The sequence below is a fragment of the Nitrosarchaeum koreense MY1 genome (genome assembly GCF_000220175.1).
Classification (GTDB): Archaea; Thermoproteota; Nitrososphaeria; order Nitrososphaerales; family Nitrosopumilaceae; genus Nitrosarchaeum; species Nitrosarchaeum koreense.
On record NZ_AFPU01000001.1, the window covers coordinates 325,869 to 343,853 of the forward strand.

Annotated in this window: 28 protein-coding genes; 14 read left to right on the forward strand and 14 right to left on the reverse strand. The window is 33.9% G+C overall.

Translation table 11 applies throughout. The features are described from left to right. A complete protein-coding gene (gene leuD, locus MY1_RS01830; RefSeq protein WP_007549826.1) occupies positions 1–585 on the forward strand; it encodes a 3-isopropylmalate dehydratase small subunit in 585 nt (194 codons plus the stop codon). Here leuD and MY1_RS01835 read toward each other — a convergent pair. The 11 genes from MY1_RS01835 to MY1_RS01885 form a co-directional block, all read right to left on the reverse strand. Then, positions 563–1,288, reverse strand: coding sequence for a nucleotidyltransferase family protein (locus MY1_RS01835; RefSeq protein ID WP_007549828.1), 726 nt, complete (start codon positions 1,286–1,288; stop codon positions 563–565). The two genes, leuD and MY1_RS01835, sit on opposite strands and share 23 nt — an antisense overlap. Before the next feature lie 3 nt (positions 1,289–1,291). Next, a complete protein-coding gene (rpsI, locus tag MY1_RS01840) occupies positions 1,292–1,741 on the reverse strand; it encodes a 30S ribosomal protein S9 (RefSeq protein ID WP_007549830.1) in 450 nt (149 codons plus the stop codon). After that, the gene (gene rplM / locus MY1_RS01845) at positions 1,738–2,199 is read right to left on the reverse strand and encodes a 50S ribosomal protein L13 (protein WP_007549832.1); all 462 of its coding nucleotides are present in this window, start codon (positions 2,197–2,199) and stop codon (positions 1,738–1,740) included. Before rplM ends, rpsI begins: the two co-directional genes overlap by 4 nt. After that, positions 2,192–2,539, reverse strand: a complete 348-nt coding sequence (locus MY1_RS01850) for a 50S ribosomal protein L18e (RefSeq protein ID WP_081470630.1) — start codon at positions 2,537–2,539, stop codon at positions 2,192–2,194. Before MY1_RS01850 ends, rplM begins: the two co-directional genes overlap by 8 nt. A gap of 45 nt (positions 2,540–2,584) precedes the next feature. Beyond that, on the reverse strand, positions 2,585–3,223 hold the full coding sequence (locus MY1_RS01855; protein WP_048109427.1) for a DNA-directed RNA polymerase subunit D: 639 nt from the start codon (positions 3,221–3,223) through the stop codon (positions 2,585–2,587). Positions 3,224–3,458: 235 nt separating this feature from the next. Continuing rightward, entirely contained in the window at positions 3,459–3,665 is a 207-nt protein-coding gene (locus tag MY1_RS01860) for a hypothetical protein (protein WP_007549835.1), read from the reverse strand. A 16-nt stretch (positions 3,666–3,681) separates the two neighbouring features. Further along, positions 3,682–3,864: a hypothetical protein gene (locus MY1_RS01865; protein WP_007549836.1), complete on the reverse strand. Its 183-nt coding sequence runs from the start codon at positions 3,862–3,864 to the stop codon at positions 3,682–3,684. Then, positions 3,861–4,256 carry a DUF6659 family protein gene (locus MY1_RS01870; RefSeq protein WP_048109428.1) on the reverse strand — a complete coding sequence of 132 codons (396 nt, stop codon included), beginning with the start codon at positions 4,254–4,256 and terminating at the stop codon, positions 3,861–3,863. The genes MY1_RS01865 and MY1_RS01870 overlap by 4 nt, the downstream gene beginning before the upstream one ends. Then, entirely contained in the window at positions 4,256–4,423 is a 168-nt protein-coding gene (locus MY1_RS09780) for a hypothetical protein (RefSeq protein ID WP_179365903.1), read from the reverse strand. The genes MY1_RS01870 and MY1_RS09780 overlap by 1 nt, the downstream gene beginning before the upstream one ends. 112 nt (positions 4,424–4,535) lie before the next feature. Further along, on the reverse strand, positions 4,536–4,820 hold the full coding sequence (locus MY1_RS01880) for a hypothetical protein (RefSeq protein WP_007549839.1): 285 nt from the start codon (positions 4,818–4,820) through the stop codon (positions 4,536–4,538). A gap of 56 nt (positions 4,821–4,876) precedes the next feature. Beyond that, the gene (locus MY1_RS01885; protein WP_048109432.1) at positions 4,877–5,089 is read right to left on the reverse strand and encodes a hypothetical protein; all 213 of its coding nucleotides are present in this window, start codon (positions 5,087–5,089) and stop codon (positions 4,877–4,879) included. A 157-nt stretch (positions 5,090–5,246) separates the two neighbouring features. On the opposite strand from MY1_RS01885, the gene MY1_RS01890 reads away from it, so the two are divergent. Genes MY1_RS01890 through MY1_RS01930 form a run of 9 tightly spaced genes read left to right on the forward strand, consistent with a single transcriptional unit; the run spans position 5,247 to position 10,592 of the window. Then, on the forward strand, positions 5,247–5,933 hold the full coding sequence (locus tag MY1_RS01890; protein WP_048109434.1) for a ribosome assembly factor SBDS: 687 nt from the start codon (positions 5,247–5,249) through the stop codon (positions 5,931–5,933). After that, positions 5,933–6,613: an exosome complex RNA-binding protein Rrp4 gene (gene rrp4 / locus MY1_RS01895; protein WP_007549844.1), complete on the forward strand. Its 681-nt coding sequence runs from the start codon at positions 5,933–5,935 to the stop codon at positions 6,611–6,613. The genes MY1_RS01890 and rrp4 overlap by 1 nt, the downstream gene beginning before the upstream one ends. Beyond that, the gene (gene rrp41, locus MY1_RS01900; RefSeq protein WP_007549845.1) at positions 6,613–7,347 is read left to right on the forward strand and encodes an exosome complex exonuclease Rrp41; all 735 of its coding nucleotides are present in this window, start codon (positions 6,613–6,615) and stop codon (positions 7,345–7,347) included. Before rrp4 ends, rrp41 begins: the two co-directional genes overlap by 1 nt. Continuing rightward, positions 7,348–8,166, forward strand: a complete 819-nt coding sequence (gene rrp42 / locus MY1_RS01905) for an exosome complex protein Rrp42 (RefSeq protein WP_007549846.1) — start codon at positions 7,348–7,350, stop codon at positions 8,164–8,166. Between the two features lies 1 nt (position 8,167). After that, on the forward strand, positions 8,168–8,377 hold the full coding sequence (locus tag MY1_RS01910) for an eL43 family ribosomal protein (RefSeq protein ID WP_007549847.1): 210 nt from the start codon (positions 8,168–8,170) through the stop codon (positions 8,375–8,377). Beyond that, positions 8,364–8,606 (forward strand): KEOPS complex subunit Pcc1, encoded by a 243-nt coding sequence (locus MY1_RS01915; RefSeq protein ID WP_007549848.1) that lies wholly within the window; start codon positions 8,364–8,366, stop codon positions 8,604–8,606. The genes MY1_RS01910 and MY1_RS01915 overlap by 14 nt, the downstream gene beginning before the upstream one ends. 24 nt (positions 8,607–8,630) lie before the next feature. After that, positions 8,631–9,062, forward strand: a complete 432-nt coding sequence (locus MY1_RS01920; protein ID WP_007549849.1) for a prefoldin subunit beta — start codon at positions 8,631–8,633, stop codon at positions 9,060–9,062. Between the two features lie 51 nt (positions 9,063–9,113). Further along, positions 9,114–9,800 (forward strand): ERCC4 domain-containing protein, encoded by a 687-nt coding sequence (locus tag MY1_RS01925; RefSeq protein ID WP_048109438.1) that lies wholly within the window; start codon positions 9,114–9,116, stop codon positions 9,798–9,800. Positions 9,801–9,833: 33 nt separating this feature from the next. Beyond that, a complete protein-coding gene (locus MY1_RS01930; RefSeq protein ID WP_048109445.1) occupies positions 9,834–10,592 on the forward strand; it encodes a sulfurtransferase in 759 nt (252 codons plus the stop codon). On the opposite strand, the gene MY1_RS01935 is transcribed toward MY1_RS01930, so the two are convergent. After that, the gene (locus tag MY1_RS01935; protein WP_007549854.1) at positions 10,551–11,057 is read right to left on the reverse strand and encodes an NOB1 family endonuclease; all 507 of its coding nucleotides are present in this window, start codon (positions 11,055–11,057) and stop codon (positions 10,551–10,553) included. The genes MY1_RS01930 and MY1_RS01935 overlap by 42 nt on opposite strands. Next, a complete protein-coding gene (locus MY1_RS01940; RefSeq protein ID WP_007549856.1) occupies positions 11,047–11,862 on the reverse strand; it encodes an NAD(+)/NADH kinase in 816 nt (271 codons plus the stop codon). Before MY1_RS01940 ends, MY1_RS01935 begins: the two co-directional genes overlap by 11 nt. Before the next feature lie 92 nt (positions 11,863–11,954). On the opposite strand from MY1_RS01940, the gene MY1_RS01945 reads away from it, so the two are divergent. From MY1_RS01945 to MY1_RS01960, 4 genes are read left to right on the forward strand one after another with little or no spacing between them, the layout of a single operon-like run. Next, entirely contained in the window at positions 11,955–12,800 is an 846-nt protein-coding gene (locus tag MY1_RS01945; protein WP_007549857.1) for a sulfurtransferase, read from the forward strand. A 1-nt stretch (position 12,801) separates the two neighbouring features. Further along, positions 12,802–13,113 carry a hypothetical protein gene (locus MY1_RS01950; RefSeq protein WP_007549858.1) on the forward strand — a complete coding sequence of 104 codons (312 nt, stop codon included), beginning with the start codon at positions 12,802–12,804 and terminating at the stop codon, positions 13,111–13,113. Positions 13,114–13,149: 36 nt separating this feature from the next. Continuing rightward, the gene (locus tag MY1_RS01955; RefSeq protein WP_048109446.1) at positions 13,150–14,100 is read left to right on the forward strand and encodes a 4Fe-4S binding protein; all 951 of its coding nucleotides are present in this window, start codon (positions 13,150–13,152) and stop codon (positions 14,098–14,100) included. Positions 14,101–14,153: 53 nt separating this feature from the next. Then, positions 14,154–16,196: a cellulose synthase family protein gene (locus MY1_RS01960; protein WP_007549860.1), complete on the forward strand. Its 2,043-nt coding sequence runs from the start codon at positions 14,154–14,156 to the stop codon at positions 16,194–16,196. Here the strand turns inward: MY1_RS01960 and MY1_RS01965 are convergent. After that, the gene (locus MY1_RS01965) at positions 16,193–17,710 is read right to left on the reverse strand and encodes a chemotaxis protein (RefSeq protein WP_048110274.1); all 1,518 of its coding nucleotides are present in this window, start codon (positions 17,708–17,710) and stop codon (positions 16,193–16,195) included. The genes MY1_RS01960 and MY1_RS01965 overlap by 4 nt on opposite strands. Positions 17,711–17,985: the final 275 nt, after the last annotated feature.

The window sequence follows — 17,985 nt, forward strand, 5'->3', positions numbered from 1 at the left end:
ATGCAATCTTTTAAAAAAATTAAAACTATTATCACTCCATTAGATAAGGTAAATGTAGATACTGATCAAATTGTGCCAAAACAATTTCTAAAACTAGTCCAAAAGTCTGGATTTGGAAAATTTCTTTTTTATAATTGGCGATACAATGATCAAGAGCAACTAAAATCTGATTTTGTATTAAATGAGTCTAAATACAAAAATTCCAAAATTCTTGTTGCTGGGGATAATTTCGGGTGTGGTTCTAGTAGAGAACATGCAGTTTGGGCATTGCTAGATTATGGATTCTCAGTAGTTATTGCCCCTTCATTTGCTGATATCTTTTATAGCAATTGTTTCAAAAATGGACTATTACCCATTGTTTTAGATGAAAAAACAATTGAAAAACTACAACTAGAAACCGGAGATGTAGAAGTAGATCTAGAAAATCAAATAATCAAAACAAATTCCAAAACAATTCCATTTGATATTGATTCACACAAGAAAAAAATTCTTTTAGAAGGTCTAGATGATATTGCTCAAACTTTATTTTATGAGAAAAAAATTACTGAATTTGAAAACCAGTCTAAAATCCCATCTGTTTTATGATTTTTTTTACCGTAGTTTCGTTTCTTTCTAAAACCATCGGAGATTCTGCATCTATCCATTCTCTGTCTTCTATGTCATAGGCGCTAATTTTTCCTTCTTTAGATAATTGTTGTAAAATATCAAATGAAAGATTGATCTCTTTTTGTTTTTTTGTTTTAATTCTTTTAATGATGTCTTTTCCTAAAATGTAAACTCCTAGACATTCAGATAACTGTAGTTTCATAGTTGGTTTTTCTTTAAATTCTTTAATTATTCCGTCTTCTACCACTGCAAACCCTGTCTCTTCTTTTCTTTTTGTTCTTGTTGCAATACATGCTATGCTATTTTTTTCTTTGAAGACCTTTCTCATCTTGACTAAATCTATGGCGCATAGATTGTCTACAAACCACAAAACAAACTCATTTTCTCCTTTGAGATTATTCTCAATGTGTAATAGATCTCCGCCAGTTCCACTTTGTGAGTCTTGTACAAATGTGATTTTTTTTCCTTTATTTGTATGGTTAAAATAATTTTTAATCTGACCGCCCAATCCTTGATAGTCTGAAATTATGATGATCTCTTTGATAAAATCAAATGAACTTAGATATTTTGTAATATAATCAATTAACGGTTTATCTAATATTGGCGTCATTGCCTTTGGAAAATATTCGGTATATGGCTTGCCTCTTGTTCCTTTGCCACCAGCTAAAATTATAGCCTTCACAGCCTAACGGTATGATTTTTGCTTTCTTCTTCTTGCACCCGGTCCGCCAAATTTCTTTGGTTCTTTTCTTCTGGCATCACCGCTAATCAGATATTTGTCAAAATCTGTAATTCTTTGTCTAAGATCTTCTCTTGTTGATTTTGGAAATGGGTGGTCTTTTGGATCTTTTTTAGATTTAGTCCAACCTGTAAGTGCTCTTGAGATGCCAGTAGCTGCTGCACTAGCTTGTCCCATGAATCCACCGCCTCTTACTCTAACTGAAATGTCTATTTTATCTCTCAAGTCTCCAGTAATTTCCAATGGAGCTAACATGACCTCTCGAGCAGTCTCTTGAGGAATCATCTCAATTGGTATGTTGTTAATTCTAATTTTACCACGTCCTTTTGTAATGTATACATGTGCACTAGATGTTTTTCTAGTTGCAAAATAAATTTCAGTTTTTGGTGTTGTCATTCAGTCCACCCAATTATTTTTGCAATGTCCCCAATAGTTGTATAGTTTGCTGCAGATTTTGTAATTTTTGCTTGTTTGAATTGAATTTTTTCAAATCCACTTAGTTCTCTTGGTGAACCAATGTATGTTCTTAGTCTTTTATGTGCTAATAATCCAGATGGCTTTTTCTTTGGTAACATACCTCGTACCATTCTTGTCATCATTGTGTCTGGTCTTCTTGCATGAACTGGACCATGTTTTGGATGAATGACACTGTTTACCTCTAAAAATTTCCTGTAATGATAAATTATGTTTGTTCTTGTTCCACTTAACATAATTTTTTCACAATTTACAATTGAAACTCTGTTTCCATTTAACAATAATTTGGCAACATTTGATGAGAGTCTTCCTGCAATGTGATCTGTTGCATCAACTACAATTGGTCTGTCTGTTGATATGACGTTTTCTTGACTAGCCAAGTAGTACAACTCCTTTTCCTGTTGGATTCTTTTCAATTAATTCTGAAAATGTAATGACTTTTCCACCTTTTTCTAAAATCTTTGCTGCTGCGGTATTTGAGATTGAAAATGAGCAAAGTGTAATCTTATGTTCAATATCTCCAGTTCCTAATACTTTACCTGGAAATACAACGGTATCTGCATCTTTAGTTAATTGAGCAATTCTGTTTAAATTGATAAATCGTCTTGCAATGGATGGTTTTAATGCATATTTTGCCATCTTTGCCCAAATTGGAGCATCATTTTTGGTAGATGCCTTCTTTAGATCCTTTGCCATGCGTATGACGACTTGATTAGTCATGTGAATAATCCGGTTTAAAACCCAAATATAATGTGTATGCTTAGTTTATTCTTTTATTTCGTTAATCATTTCTTTAAACTCTGATAATCTATTGCTTAACTCGTCTACTCCTGCAAGGATTATCTGTTCTGGCTTTAATGCTCCTGTTGATTCAACTGTTAGTATTCTCTCATTTTCTTTATCTGTCTCAGTTAAAACTGAAATATTTGCTGAATTCCATTTAGCATGTTCTGTTCCACGGCCAAGTCTAGCATAGCATTCGACTTTAATTCTTTGACCTGCAGCTAATTGAACAATTGGAATTTTGTCTGAAGTTGCCTTGACAGATTCATCTTCTGATGTAAGATCACTTGATAATATTGTTCTGGTTGCATCTGAATCTCCTGAATCTAAAACAAACATTACTTTACAATTAGAACAACCTGTCTCACTTTTACAATCGCATTTAGATGGTTCATTGAATCTTGATAGATCTGTCTTAATTGGAATCAGTCCTAATCTGTGTGCTAACCCCTCGTCTGGTAGTACAGAAGAATTTTCAATTATATCTACCGTATCAATGGCAAATACTGGAATACCATTAAGACAAATCCGTCTAAGCGCATTTGCATATTGTAATGGAACTCCTTTGAGCTTGATTGATATTTTTTGATTTTCCTTGTTAATTACCTCTAAAGAAGACAAATCCTAGAAGAAAATTTTCAAAATCCACATAAAAATCTAGCTGGAATTAGGTATGGGATAATGGGATTTATTGAGATTTGAGACTGAATTATCCCATTGCGATTATACTTCAAAATTAGATTGCCGTTTAGTTTAAAGTGCATCATAAAACCTCCTATCTGGATTCGAGGGTATTCTTATGACTTGCTGTTTATGTCGCACTATTCTATTTTGTAAGATTTACTTTTTAGAATGTTCACTGTGCTGTAGCATGCTTTGTTAAAGGATATGTGATTCTTTTTTCATCATATCCAATTATGTTAAAGCAGATAAATTCATGAAATTGTTCAAGAGTCACCCCTCCACAAATTCTACAAATAAACCGTGTTGGTATTCTACATTTTCCACATAATGAATAATTTATCAATGTGCCTCCACATTTTCTACATGACTCATCAGGCAAACTAATCCCCAAAAAACTATACTACCTGTCCTATCTTAATTCTAAAATTCTCTTGATGATTTTTTGAAGTATGTAATTTATCTTCAATTGAAGAACAATATCCACATAAAGGATTAATCATGGTTGAATCAAATTCAATTTCTCCTATTGCTTTTTGACAGGCAATACAAGCCACAATTTTTGTGTCATAGATATTCAATGATTTACTACCTCCAGAATTTTAATAGGTCTTAGATTTCGATATGCCATGCTAATCACTTTGTTTGGATCTAGTTCTGGTTCTGATGATATCAGCATTAATTTGTCCTCATGAGGAACTGTGATGATATTTGTTTTATTTCGATATGATACTATTGCATGTATGTTTCCAAGTGAATCATCAAATTCTTTTCTCATTGACAAGTCAAGTGCTACTTCCATAAACAACATTTCCATTTTTTGTTTATCTTTTTCTAATGGTATGATATTGGAACTAAATCCACCAGCAATCTTTCTTCCCTTGTTATTGATTATTGCTACAAATCTTATTCCTTTGATTTGACACATCTGATTGCAAGTGTAATCATAAATGTAGACTTGATTACTTTCCATCAATACTCATCTCCTTTATCTAGCAGAATCCATGATAAACCAGCTAGATCTTCCCATTTGAATTCCGGATTTTGTATTTTTTGAAGTGTTTTGCCTTTTTTTACTGGGACACTTTTTACCAGCATTTCTGAAGGCTCAGGTTGCCTTTGTATCACGATTGTTGACATGATAGGTTTTTGATTCACAAATATATTGTCATAGATACTAATTTGTGGCATGCCTTATTTTTGATTTTATTTTCTATGAAAAATTAAAAATATGTAATCTTATTTTTTTTAATTACTGGGAGTATGAGATATTGTAATGATACATTAATTCTAAAGTGACACAAAGATTTCTTTTCAATATTCTTATTTTGATTAGTTCTGATGCTAGCATTGTACTTTGAGCCCTATCGTTTGTTTTGATGGCCATTACAATTCTATTGAAAATTATATTTTCTCTTCGAAATAACCTCTGTAGTATAATCTCTGCATCTACAGTTTTTGTCTGCATCTGTACAAAATATGGTTTGATAACTGTAAAGTTCAAACCATTATTTTCAAACGATTCTATTTGATTCATGGTTGGTTACTCTCTTGCAAATACTTAGTTTTGGTTTCTTGATTGTGGCATGTCTTTTACTGTGTTGCCCAAGATTTGCATCCGCACTTTGTGCATTTTAGAACTAGTGGAGTGTACGTGTTTGTATCATATACACTTGGTATCGATGGCGCAAAACAAATTTTGCATAATTTTGTTGTTTCAAGTTTTTTACCTTTTATTACTGGAAATCTTTGAACCAGTATTTCTGAAGGCTCAGGTTGCCTTTTTTGGATTTGGATTTGACTCATGGTATAGTAATGTATGAACAAATATTAGACAATGGTTAGTGATTTGTGGCATGCCTTGTTTTTATGATAATTTTGAAAATCTGACAAGAACGTATTGTTTACAGCAAAATTGTATTTGTTAGAGATAAATACCAAATTAACATAGGATATTTCAGAAATGACTGATGTGACTGTGGTTAGATATTCTTACGAGGGCGAAAAATTTGAGATCTTAGTAAAACCTGATCCTGCCTTGGATTACAAAATGGGTAAGAAAAAAGATATCTCTTCAATATTGATTGCAGATGAAATCTATACTGATTCTGGTAAGGGTACTAAACCGTCAACTGAAAAATTGCTCAAGGCTTTCAAAACTGAAGATGTAATTGAGATTGCAGAAATTATGCTAAAAAAAGGTGAACTGAATCTCACTACTGATCAAAGACGCAAGATGCTTGATGATAAGAGAAAACAAATTGTTGCATTTATCGCAAAAACATACGTTGATCCTAGAACTCATTTACCTCATCCTCCACTGAGAATTGAACAAGCATTAAAGGATGGACGAATCACAATAGAACCACAAAAAAATGTTGAAGAACAAGTTCCAGACATTGTAGAAAAATTACGTTCTATCATAGCTTTGAAATCTGAAAATCTAGATCTTGAAATTACAATACCTGCACAGTATGCATCACAATCATATGCTGTTTTGAAATCTGTCGGAGTTTTAAAAAAAGAAGAATGGCAAAATAATGGTTCTTTAAAAGCAATACTTGAAATACCCGCTGGAGCAAGGCCAAATGTGATTGATAGATTGGGTTCTATAACCAAAGGTTCTGCAACAGTTGAGGTTATGAAGTAATGGAAAATAAAAGAAAATACGTTATACCTGGCGATGTAATCACAACTGGTCCTTTCAGACCAGAACAAAATGTAATTTTGGACGGAAACAAAATTATTTCTACGGCTATAGGAATTTCAGAAATTTTCGATGATTCTATTAAAGTAATTCCATTGACTGGAAAATATATCCCAAAAATCGATGATCTTGTAATTGGCAAAGTCGTCTCTCATACCTCGCTTTCTTGGGAATTAGATATCAACTCATGTTATGTTGGATTTTTACCTGCTCAAGATGTATTTGGACGAGATTTTTCTGCACATGCCGATGAACTTTCATCCAAGCTAAAGGCAGGCGATCTTGTCGCAGCCAGAATTGCTAATTTTGATAGAACTAGAGACCCCCTTGTAACAATAGCTGATAGAGATCTTGGCAAGATTGACTCTGGTCACTTAGTTTCAATATCTACTAGTAAGGTACCACGCTTAATTGGAAAAAGGGGCACTATGATCCAAATGATTGAAATGGCTACAAACGCAGCTATTACGATTGGCCAAAATGGTTGGATTGTTGTCTCCTGTGAGACTCCCGAGGGATTATTAAAGGCAAAAAAGGCAATCAAAATGGTTGATGAAATGGCACATGTTGCTAATTTGACAGACCAAGTGAAAGAAATGTTAGAATCAAAAGGTGAATCATAATGGGCGGAAGAGAAGCAACCCTAGTTCTACTAGATGAAAATGGAATTCGTTGTGACGGTAGAAAAGTCGACGAACCAAGACGAATCATGATTAAAGCTGGAGGATTGAAAAATGCCGATGGTTCAGCATACATTGAATTTGGCGATAATAAAATTTTAGTTGGAGTATTTGGACCACGTGACGTTCATCCAAAACACATGTCAAACACTGATACTGGTATTTTACGAGTTAGATATCATATGGAACCATTCTCTGTAACTGAGAGAAAAAATCCTGCTCCGTCAAGAAGAGAAATTGAAATTTCAAAAGTTATCAAAGAAGCTTTAGAACCTGCAGTTATGTTGGAGAAATTCCCAAGAACTGCAGTTGATGTATTCATTGAAGTTCTTCAAGCTGATGGTGGTACTAGATGTGCTGCCCTTTCTGCAGCATCAGTAGCATTGGCTGACGCTGGAATTCCAATGAGAGATATGGTAGCAGCTTGTGCAGCAGGAAAAGCAGCTGACACAATTATTCTTGATGTTAATAATGAAGAAGACCAAGCAGGACAAGCAGATATGCCTATTGGATATATGCCAAGTCTAGAAAAAATCACATTACTTCAATTAGATGGTGTGTTAACACCAGAAGAATACAAAAAATGCGTAGAGACTGGAATTAAAGGCTGTAAAATTGTTTATGAATTACAAAGAAAAGCACTTACTGACAAATATTTTGGAAACGGGGAAAAATAAATGACATCGACTAGCGTACTTGATGATCTAAAGAAATCTCAAATTCTAGAATTATTAGAACAGGGAAAAAGGGTAGACGGAAGAGCACTAGATGAACCACGAAACTTGATCATTGAAACAAATGCAATTCCAAAAGCAAATGGTTCTGCAAGAGTTCGATTAGGTGACAGTGAAGTAATCTGTGGTGTTAAAATTCAACCAGATAGACCTTTTCCAGATATGGGTGACAAAGGAATATTCATTTGCACTGCTGAGCTTTTACCCCTTTCTCATCCAACTGTTGAAACTGGACCACCAGGTCCTGATGTAATTGAACTAGCAAGAGTAGTAGATAGAGGCATTAGAGAAAGTCATATGATTGATTTAACTCAACTAGTAATTGAAAAAAACAAATCTGTAGTTGGAGTGTTTGCTGATAATGTTGTAGTTGATTATGATGGCAATTTGTTTGATGCATGTGCTTATGCTGCAACAGCTGCAATTCTCTCATCAAAAACTCCAAAATGGGAGATGAAAAATGATGTGCCAACTTTAGTTGAAGGAGAAGAATCTGATGTTCCAATTTCTACTATTCCAGTTTCTGTAACTATGGGCAAAATAGGAAACCACATAATCGTTGATCCAAATGGTGATGAATGGAGCAGTATGGATGCAAGAATTACAATCACTACTGATTCTAATGGAAACATCTGTGCTTTACAAAAAGGAGGAAATGATGGATTTACTTTTGAACAAGTAATAAAATGTGGTGAATTATCCGTCAAAGTAGGCGCAAAAATAAGAGAAAAGTTAAAACAAGCAAAGGAATCTGGTCAATAAAATGGCAAAACAAAAATCACTAAAAGGCTTGGGTGCACGATATGGTATTAAAATTAGAAAACAATATTCAAAAATTCATTTTCAACTAAAAGAAAAAAGACATTGTCCTGAATGTGGTTCTCAACAGTTTAACCGAGATGCAGTTGGCATATGGTCTTGCAAAAAATGTAGTTTCAAAGTAGCTGGAACAGCATACGATGTCAAACTTTAGTGCAAAAATTATTGTTGACGCAAAAGAAAAAACATTAGCAATTTTTGATTCAATAAACACTGATAACGATTTTTACCCAGAAAATCCTACAAAAACTAACATATCTTTTGATAAAAAAATTACAATATCTGTAGAATCTGATCATATGCCTCATTTAAGAGCAAATCTTAATTCAACTTTGAGATTAATTCAGGCAAGCTATGATTCTATTGAATCGGTAAAGATATAATGAAATCCCAGAATTTGTATTAACATGTCAGCAGGACAAATGCCACCTTGGCTTCAAGAACAACTCATGAAGATGCAACAATCCCAACAAAATCTTCAATCTATAATGACACAAAAACAACATCTTGAGATGGAAAAAGTTGAAACTGAAAAGGCACTTGAGGAATTAAAAAAAGCAGCTGACGATGATAATGTATACAAACATGCTGGTTCTATTTTGATAAAGTCTACAAAAAAAGAACTAATCGATGAATTAGAAGAGCGAAAAGAAATGGCAAAAACACGTGCAACTGTTCTTGAAAAACAAGAATTAAGAATTAAAGAATCACTCAAAGAACAAGAAGCAAAAATTACTGAAATGATGCGAGGCCCAGCTGCTGGTACTCAGCAACCAAAACCATCATCTGGAAGTACACAAATTCCAAAACCACAACCAGACGATAATCCTAGAAAATAACCATTATGTTCATTTCAAAAGGATATTAACAAATTAAGAAAATTACATTTAGTGAAACTAGAAAATTTACGAATCATAGTAGATGAACGAGAACGTAAGAGTGGTATCCCTGACTTGCTTAAGTCTGTAGGTCTTAATCTTGAAATGAAGACTTTACCAATTGGAGATTATATTGTTGCACCTGAAACTGTGGTGGAACGAAAAAGTATTCGTGATTTACTGTCTTCTGTTTTTGATGGTAGGCTTTTTGATCAATGCTCTAGACTAAAAGAACACTTTGAATTTCCAATAGTGCTGATGGAAGGAAATGTCGATGAAATCGAAGAGATTACTGACAACCCCATGATCTTTTATGGTGCATTATCGACAGTTGCTTTAGATTTTAAAATTCCAATAATTCCTACCCCCAGTGCAATGCATACTGCAAAATTGCTTGTTTCATTATGTTCTAGAACTGATGCGATTAAAGGACCATATCTAAAAAAAATAAAAAAATCAACTGATCTAGAAAAACAACAATTATCTTCTCTTTGTAGTTTGCCAGGAGTTGGAGAGAAATTTGCAGTTAGGATGCTTGAGAGGTTTGGAACCCCATTGAAAGTATTTACAGCTACTGCCAATGAACTTGCAAAAGTTGAGGGATTAGGGGATGCAAGAGCTAAAAAAATAAAAAAAGTACTTGAATCTCAAAGTAAACATCTAAAAAAATCAGATCAAAAAACTTTACATGATTCATGATACTATTAAATAAATTAACAAATCTGTGTCGTTATGCTAGTCTCAATAAGTTGGTTAAAAGATCATCTCTCTGACCAAGACATCATACTTTTAGACACTCGACCAAAAACTATGTTTTTGTATGGTCACATACCAAAATCTCAATCACTTACAATAGATCAAGTAATTCAATTTGATCAATTCGGTTCTAATTTGGTCGCTGATGAAAATACAATTGCTGAACTTTTTGGCTCACTTGGAATTGATGATTCAAAGACTGTAATAATCATTGGAGACTCTATGGATCCATCTGCAGCTAGAATTGCATGGACTCTGCTTTATTTTGGACATGAAAAAACATTTTTGCTTGATGCAACTATTATGGACTTGAAAAAAAATGGATTTGAATTAACAAAGAAACCATTTACTTCACAACCTACAAAATTTATTCCAAAAATTAAATCTGAAATTCGTGTAGATGCTATACAACTTAAAGATAATTTGAGCAAATTTACAGTATTGGATGCAAGAACTCTTCAAGAGTTTATGGGAGGTCATATTCCACATTCAAAATTAATTCCATTTACTGATGGGATAGCATACGATGGAAAGTTGTTTCAAACAAGGGATTTTTTGGAAAGTCTTTTCTCTCAAAGTAATGTGTCAAAAGAGAATGAAATTGTATGTTATTGCATGCATGGACACAGGGCGTCAAGTTTGTTTTTACAATTAATGATTGCAGGTTATCAAAACATCAAGTTGTATGATGGATCATTTGTTGACTGGTATGGAAGGAGACTCTCCCTTGAGTAATTTTCTCTTTAGAGGAGTGCCGCACATTGGACACTCTTTTCCTGAAGTATGATTTGTGTGACATCCTGGGCAATAATGAACCCATTTTCCAACATCTTGAAAAGTATTTGTCATGATTGGTGATATCTTCAAACCAATGTTTTTTGCAACATTTGTAATTGCAAAATCGTCGGAAATAATTTCACCTTGCAAATTGATACACAGTGCAATTATTGAAATATCTTGCTTTGATAGCTGCGGAAAGTCTCCTGTTTCTTTGGCAGATGCAATTGCCGTATTTGTTGATTCTTTATCTGGATCCATTATTTTTAATCGATTAGTCTCTAAGAGAGTTCCAAGTGCATCCTCATTTTTTTTGATATGTTTTATCTCCTCGTATACTAGAGATGTTGTATAACAATCACTTGCTGACCCAAACGGGACTCCAGCATAAAATGCACTCGCATCTAATATTCTAAAATCCAAGTTTACTCATCTGTCTCAGTCCTCGTTTCTTCAATCTAACAAAGACTGCTGGTTTTCTATATTTCTTTATAGTTATCGGTTCTCCATATCCTGCCGATTTTACTACCTGTGCATCCATTACTATACTACAGTCATGAGATGATATTATTTCTATTTTTTCATCTGGCACTACTATTGATTCTAATCTGTAAACTGGAGCTACTGGTGTAATGATCAAAACATCCAAACTCTCATGTAGAATTGGACCGCCTAATGAAAAAGAGTGTCCAGTTGATCCACTTGGAGTGGCAATTATTACTCCATCCATCTTCTGCTTTACAGTATCGTTTTGAAATTTTATCTCAATCTCGGCAGTTTTTGTAAGGTTTGTTCTACAGATGTATATCTCATTTAATGCTGGTGGAAATTCTTTACCGCCACTTGAGGCCACTACTCTGGTTCGCTTATCTAAGAAGAACTTGTCTTTTAGAATTTTATCAATTGCGTCATCTATCTCATCTATTGTTATCTCCGAAAGTATTCCTCTGTTTCCTCCTACGTTAATTGTTAGAATTGGAGTTTCATTTTCAAGATATCTAAAAACTCTAAGAGTTGTACCATCTCCACCCAGAGTAACTACTAGATCGAGATCTTCTTTTTTTAATTCATCTAATGCCTCTACTTTTTTTGCACCTTCTACTTCTACTGGTGCAATTGTGTACACTTTGGATTTTCTTGCTAGAAACTTTTTTGTAATGACTCTTGCAGCATCTTCAGACTCTTTTGAACCTACTTTACTTACCACTGCTACTTTCTGAAGTTTCAACTAGTTCTACTAAATCTCATTTAGTTAAAAAGATATTTTTTATTTAATTTGTTGCAAAAACAAATAAGTATGAATTCTATTTGTAAAATAACATGAATTACGCACATCCTGAAGTTTTAGTAGATACAGAGTGGGTATCAAAAAACCCTCCAAATACAAATAGAAAATTAGTTGAAGTTGACTATGATCCAGTAAACGGATATCAAAAAGGACACATTAAAGGAGCATCTTTAATTTGGTGGAAACGAGACATAAACGATCCTATTACTAGAGATATTATTAATAAAAAACAATTTGAGACATTAATGTCAAAAAATGGAATTACTGAAAACTCTGAAGTAATTCTTTATGGCGATTTCAATAATTGGTTTGCAGCATTTGTTTTTTGGGTTTTCAAATACTATGGCCATGAAAATATAAAAATTATGGACGGCGGTCGAAAAAAATGGGAACTAGAAAGCAAAGAATACACTACAGAAGAACCACCGATTCCTCAATCAACATACAAAGCACAACCTCCAGACGAAGGACTCCGAGCTTATCTGTTTGATGTTAGCAGAGCATTAGGACGAGAAGATACTGTTATGGTGGATGTAAGATCTCCGAAAGAATTCTCTGGAGAAATTACAGCACCTCCAGAATATCCAATGGAACATGCACAACGTGGTGGACATATCCCAAAGGCAAATAACATTCCTTGGGCAACTGCTGTAAACGATGCTGATGGCACATTCAAATCTGTAGAACAACTTAAACAAAATTATGAATCAAAAGGAGTCACTCCAGACAAAGATGTTATCTGCTATTGTAGAATTGGGGAGAGATCATCTCACAGTTGGTTTGTCTTAAAATATCTACTTGGCTACTCAAAGGTTAGAAATTATGATGGTTCCTGGACTGAATGGGGTAACATGATCGGAAATCCTGTGGAAAAATAACTTGTCACTAGATCTCCCAGTACTTCAGACAGGATCATTTTATTTCATAAAAGATGGAGTGGGTAATTTTATTTTAGAAGACAAAACCAAACGAGGACTAACAGTAAAGGAGACATCCATTGATGAAAAACTACATGTCACAGCCGATAAAGGCATGATTCATGACATGGATGGAATCGGACATTGGGTGGCTATTAGATGGTATTTTCCAAAAACCCAATTCAATCTCGTTAAAATTTCCGAGTACGCTGAAGCAATGGAAAAAAAGTATACTGAACTAAGAGAGCTTACTTGTCCTGACGACAGTGACTGATAACCTTTTTAAAGAAAATCAATTCATAAAAACCAGATGTCATTACTTTTAAAAGATCGCGTTTGGTCAATGGAAGCACCAACTGCAAAACGTGGGGTGTATCCTCTTCATGGATTCAAACTTGGACTTTATAGATTACCAATTAAACTAGAAGACCCATTAGAGATTAAATCTGTACATGATGGTCTGAAAAAGGCATTTGAAATGGATGCATATGCCGATAGAATCTTTGCAACATATCGATGGAAAGAACAAAACATGAAAGATCCTGATGCAAAGGGATACGAAGAAGTAGAATTGTCTGTTACCGTTGAAATTGTTAGTGGCGAAGTGGTTGATATCATTTATCAAATTTTCCCAATTGAAAAATTTGGTGATCCAAATTGGGTTAAAGATTATAGAAAAAAGGCAGATCATTTTGCAAAGATGGTCATTGATACTATCTTGCGCAATACTATCTTGGCAGATAAGATGATTTCATATCTTGCAAAAGCTGAGAAACTTAATCATGCTCAAGCAACACAAAGACTCGAAGATCTTACTCCTCTTGCAAAAATTGTTCTTAATGCTAAACCAAAAGCAACAGAAGCTAATGAAGATGAAATCGAAGAAGATGATGGTGCTGAAATTGAAATTCCAGATGGAGCAAAGCCTGGACCAATCGATGTTGCTTACAAATCAAAGATGAAACCATCTACTCCTTTTGATGCTAATGGATATACAATCAAGACTTGGGGCCGAAAAGGAGCTAACAATGGAATACTTGGTGTATGGGGAGAGTTTGTCTCTGTTGATTATGATATTTGTATTGCCGATGGAGGATGTATAGAGGCATGTCCTGTTGGAGTCTATGAATGGTTTGATACCCCTGGTAATCCAGCATCTGAGAAAAAACCACTCATGTCAAAAGAACCTGATTGTATCTTTTGTCTTGCATGTGAAGGCGTTTGTCCACCACAAGCAATTAAGATCTTTGAGCAAAAATAAGTAAATTATTTTGCAACTATAAATAGCGACTAAACATTTTGTCAAATTAGAAGATGGTCCTTAATCCATTTAACGTATTTGTTTTTGATCTGTTTATAATATCTGCCATTATTATTACTGCATACACTTGTAACTTTTACTATCTTACATATCTCTCAATAAAACGAAAAGTAAATCCTACAACAATAGAAATAGGAACGCCTACAATTACCATTCAACTTCCAATCTATAATGAAAAATATGTTGCAAAGAGACTAGTCGATGCAGTTTGTGCAATGGATTATCCAAAAGACAAGATGGTGATAATGGTTCTTGATGATTCAGATGATGATACTGTAGAACTTTTGTTTGATGTCGTTAATACATACAAAAAACAAGGATTTCAAATTGAACACATTAGACGCGGTACAAGAAAAGGGTACAAGGCAGGTGCTTTGAAATACGCAATGGAGATTACTGATACTGAATATGTAGCCATCTTTGATGCTGATTTTATTCCACCCAACTGGTTTCTCAAAAAAGCAATACCTCATTTTGTAAAGCCCAACATTGGACTAGTTCAATGTCGTTGGGGTCATGTAAATGAAAATTATTCTGCAATTACACAAGCACAAGCACTTAGTCTTGATTTTCATTTTCTAATTGAACAAAAAGCAAAAAGCAATTCTAATTTATTTATGAACTTTAATGGAACTGCAGGAATTTGGAGAACTGATTGTATCTCTGATGCAGGAGGTTGGCATACTGCCACACTTGTTGAAGATCTTGATTTGAGCTACAGAGCTCAAATGAAAGGTTGGAAATGTCTCTTCTTGCCAGACATTGTAGTTAACGCTGAACTACCAGCTCAAATGAATGCAGCAAAAAGGCAACAATTCCGATGGGCAAAAGGTTCGATTCAATGCGCCATTAAATTATTGACAGACATTGCACTAAAACGAAAAATTGGAATCGAAGCAAAAATTCAGGCATTTGTACAGCTAACTCGTCACATTGTTTATCCTTTAATGCTTATTCAATTTCTCACATTGCCTGTTCTTTTAGCTTCTAACATGAATCTCTATTTGGTTAGTTTTATTCCCGCTTTGACAATTGCTACATATCTTGCAATGGGTCCAGGTGCATACATTATGATAATTCAAAGTATGTACCATAAGTCTTGGAAATCAAAAGTGAAAATTTTACCAGCACTACTTGTTTACAATGCAGGAATGTCTGTCAATAATAGCGTAGCAGTGTTTGATGCTATCTTTGGAAAAAAGAATGAATTTCTAAGGACTCCTAAATATGGAATTGTTACCAAAAAAGACAACTGGAAAGACAAGTCATACAATTTACCATTTACAAAAACAACTCTTCTTGAGATATTTTTTGGTGTTTATGGTCTGATGGGAATTTTAATTTCAATTTTTTCAAACAACCCTGTATTTGCTCCTATCATTGGGTTGCAAACCGTCGGATTTTTCTACATCTCTTTTATGAGTCTCTCTCATACAAGTTTTAAAAGAAATAAATCACTCAACGTTCCTGCTTTAACCAAGAAAGAGAAAATGGAAAAAAGAACATACCAATTAGCAATGATTGGAGTACTTGGAATCATAGTCTTTGGAGCGTTTATGTCAATTAATGGCTACCATGCCGATGTTTATCCACTTGATAGGATACGTGGAAACTTGGATGGAATAATCGGCTCAGCTGATCCAGAGGCCATTAAAATTCATTTAACTGCCATTAAACAAGACCTGGCAATTGTTATGGAGAAATTACCTGAAAGTAAAAACCCAGTCTGGGTATTTCCAACAGAATCTACAAACTTCCTTCGAATAGATCGTGATGTTGAAAACATGCTTGCAACTGCTCAAACACTTACAACCGTTTCTCCAGATAGTGCAGCATTTCAAACTGGTATGACTAACATAGGTGAACGCTCTTTATCTATTCGTCAAAATATTATGGATGCAACTCCATACATGTTTGTCAGCATTTCTAATATCATATTTAGTACAATGTGGATAGCTGCAATTTTAGGAATATTTGCAATTCTTAAACGAAAGAAAGATCAACTAAATACATTTGATGAAGTACCAGGCGTCTAAGAAATATTTAATTCGGTTCTAATTTCATCTACAGCTCTAATCCCATAAATATCTCTGATTTGTTGAATTCTAATTGATTCTTTTAACAGTTCCTTACCAATTGCATTTGTTAGAATCGTAAAGATGTCACTAAATCTGACTTCCCATTTATCTGCACAATCTAAAATTTTACTTACTGCCCACTGTCTTACTTCATGTGGTAATGGAATCTTTTCTCCTGCTTCTATTGACAATCTATCAAATAAATTGATTATCTCGGCAGTTTGTGTTGCCATATTCTCAAGATCTTTTGAATCCCCATACTTTGATTCTGCATGCATTCTGATGTTTGATTGATATTCTGACAGCTTTAGTAATGCCATCACTTCTTTTGATGATTCACTAGATGCTTTACTTGTAGTGCTTTTTACCTGTTGCATCTCTTCAAAGATCTTATCTGATTTTTTATGAAACTCTGCAGTTGATGCGTCTTGTCGTTTTAAAATATCTGAGACTGAAGAAATTTTTTCCTCTATTTTGTCTGTCTTTTCAAAAACATTCTTTTTGAAATTTGAAAAATCTTCTTGGACTGATTTTAATCCCTCTCCTACAAATGCCGTAGAATCTGCTCTATGTGATAATGAATTAATTTCAGTCTCAATTTTATCTATTTTTCCAGATATATTTTTAATAGAATTTATGCTCAAATTAGACGCAGAATCAGCATTTCCTGCAATAGTGGTGAATTGTTGCTTTAATCCCTCAATGACTCCTCCCAAAGAATCAATCTTGGCAGCTTTGCCTGCAACTGCATCAATTGCAATTTTAATTGCATCTAACTCTGTTCTGAGTTTTGATGCCGAATTTACATCATCTTTTATTTTTCCCAACTCTTGATTCAAGCTGGTTATCACTTGTGATGACACATCGATATTTCCAGTTTTTTTGGTTACTTCCTCAATACTGTTTTTTAGATTGTCAATCTCATTACCGATGTTTGATAATGAATCTGTTTTTCCAGCTACTTTTCTAAGATCATCTCTTACTTCGTCAATTCTTTGTGCAATTTTTATTATCATCTGTGAATTATTTCTCATAGAATTCATACTATCTTCTACTTGCTGGGCTAACTCTAGTGTTTTTGGAGATGATTTTTGTAATTCATTTATTTTGTGTACTTCTTCTTGGAGTCTAACTGTTTGCTCATTAATTTTTGTAATTATATTAGCTTGAGTTCTTACTTGATTTAGTCCTGCGAAAAGTTTCTGTGTATCATCTTCTAAAATGTTAATTTGTTTTGATTGTTTTTGTATATTTTCTAATGTCTGTGCTAAAGTATCAATCATTCCTTTCATTGATACAAGTACCTTCTGATTATCGCCGAAAATTTTTGACATTACTTTGATTTCTTTTTGTAATGCTTTACTCGAATCTGTCACCGATGATACTTTCTTTAAGATTGCTGCGGGTGTTGGTTCACGTTTTACGGCTTTTTTTGAAACTTTATCTGCTTTCTTTGCATCCTTTGCAGCCATATCAATTAACATTACAATATGATGTTAAAAAAGTTAGGTGTAAAATAAAAAATGTAATGAGTTACTTGTTGACAACTTCTGGCTCATGTAGTAACTCATGAAATGTTTTTTCTGCTAGCCCATTTGAAGTCTCGATAAACCCTCTTGGGCAATATTCACATTGAATCATACAGTACGGTATGGTACCGTACTATTAATGCTTGGGTAATTGTGATGTTACCAGTTATGCAGTCAGATACCCCAGGTCATTTCTCTACATTATTTTCAGTTGACCT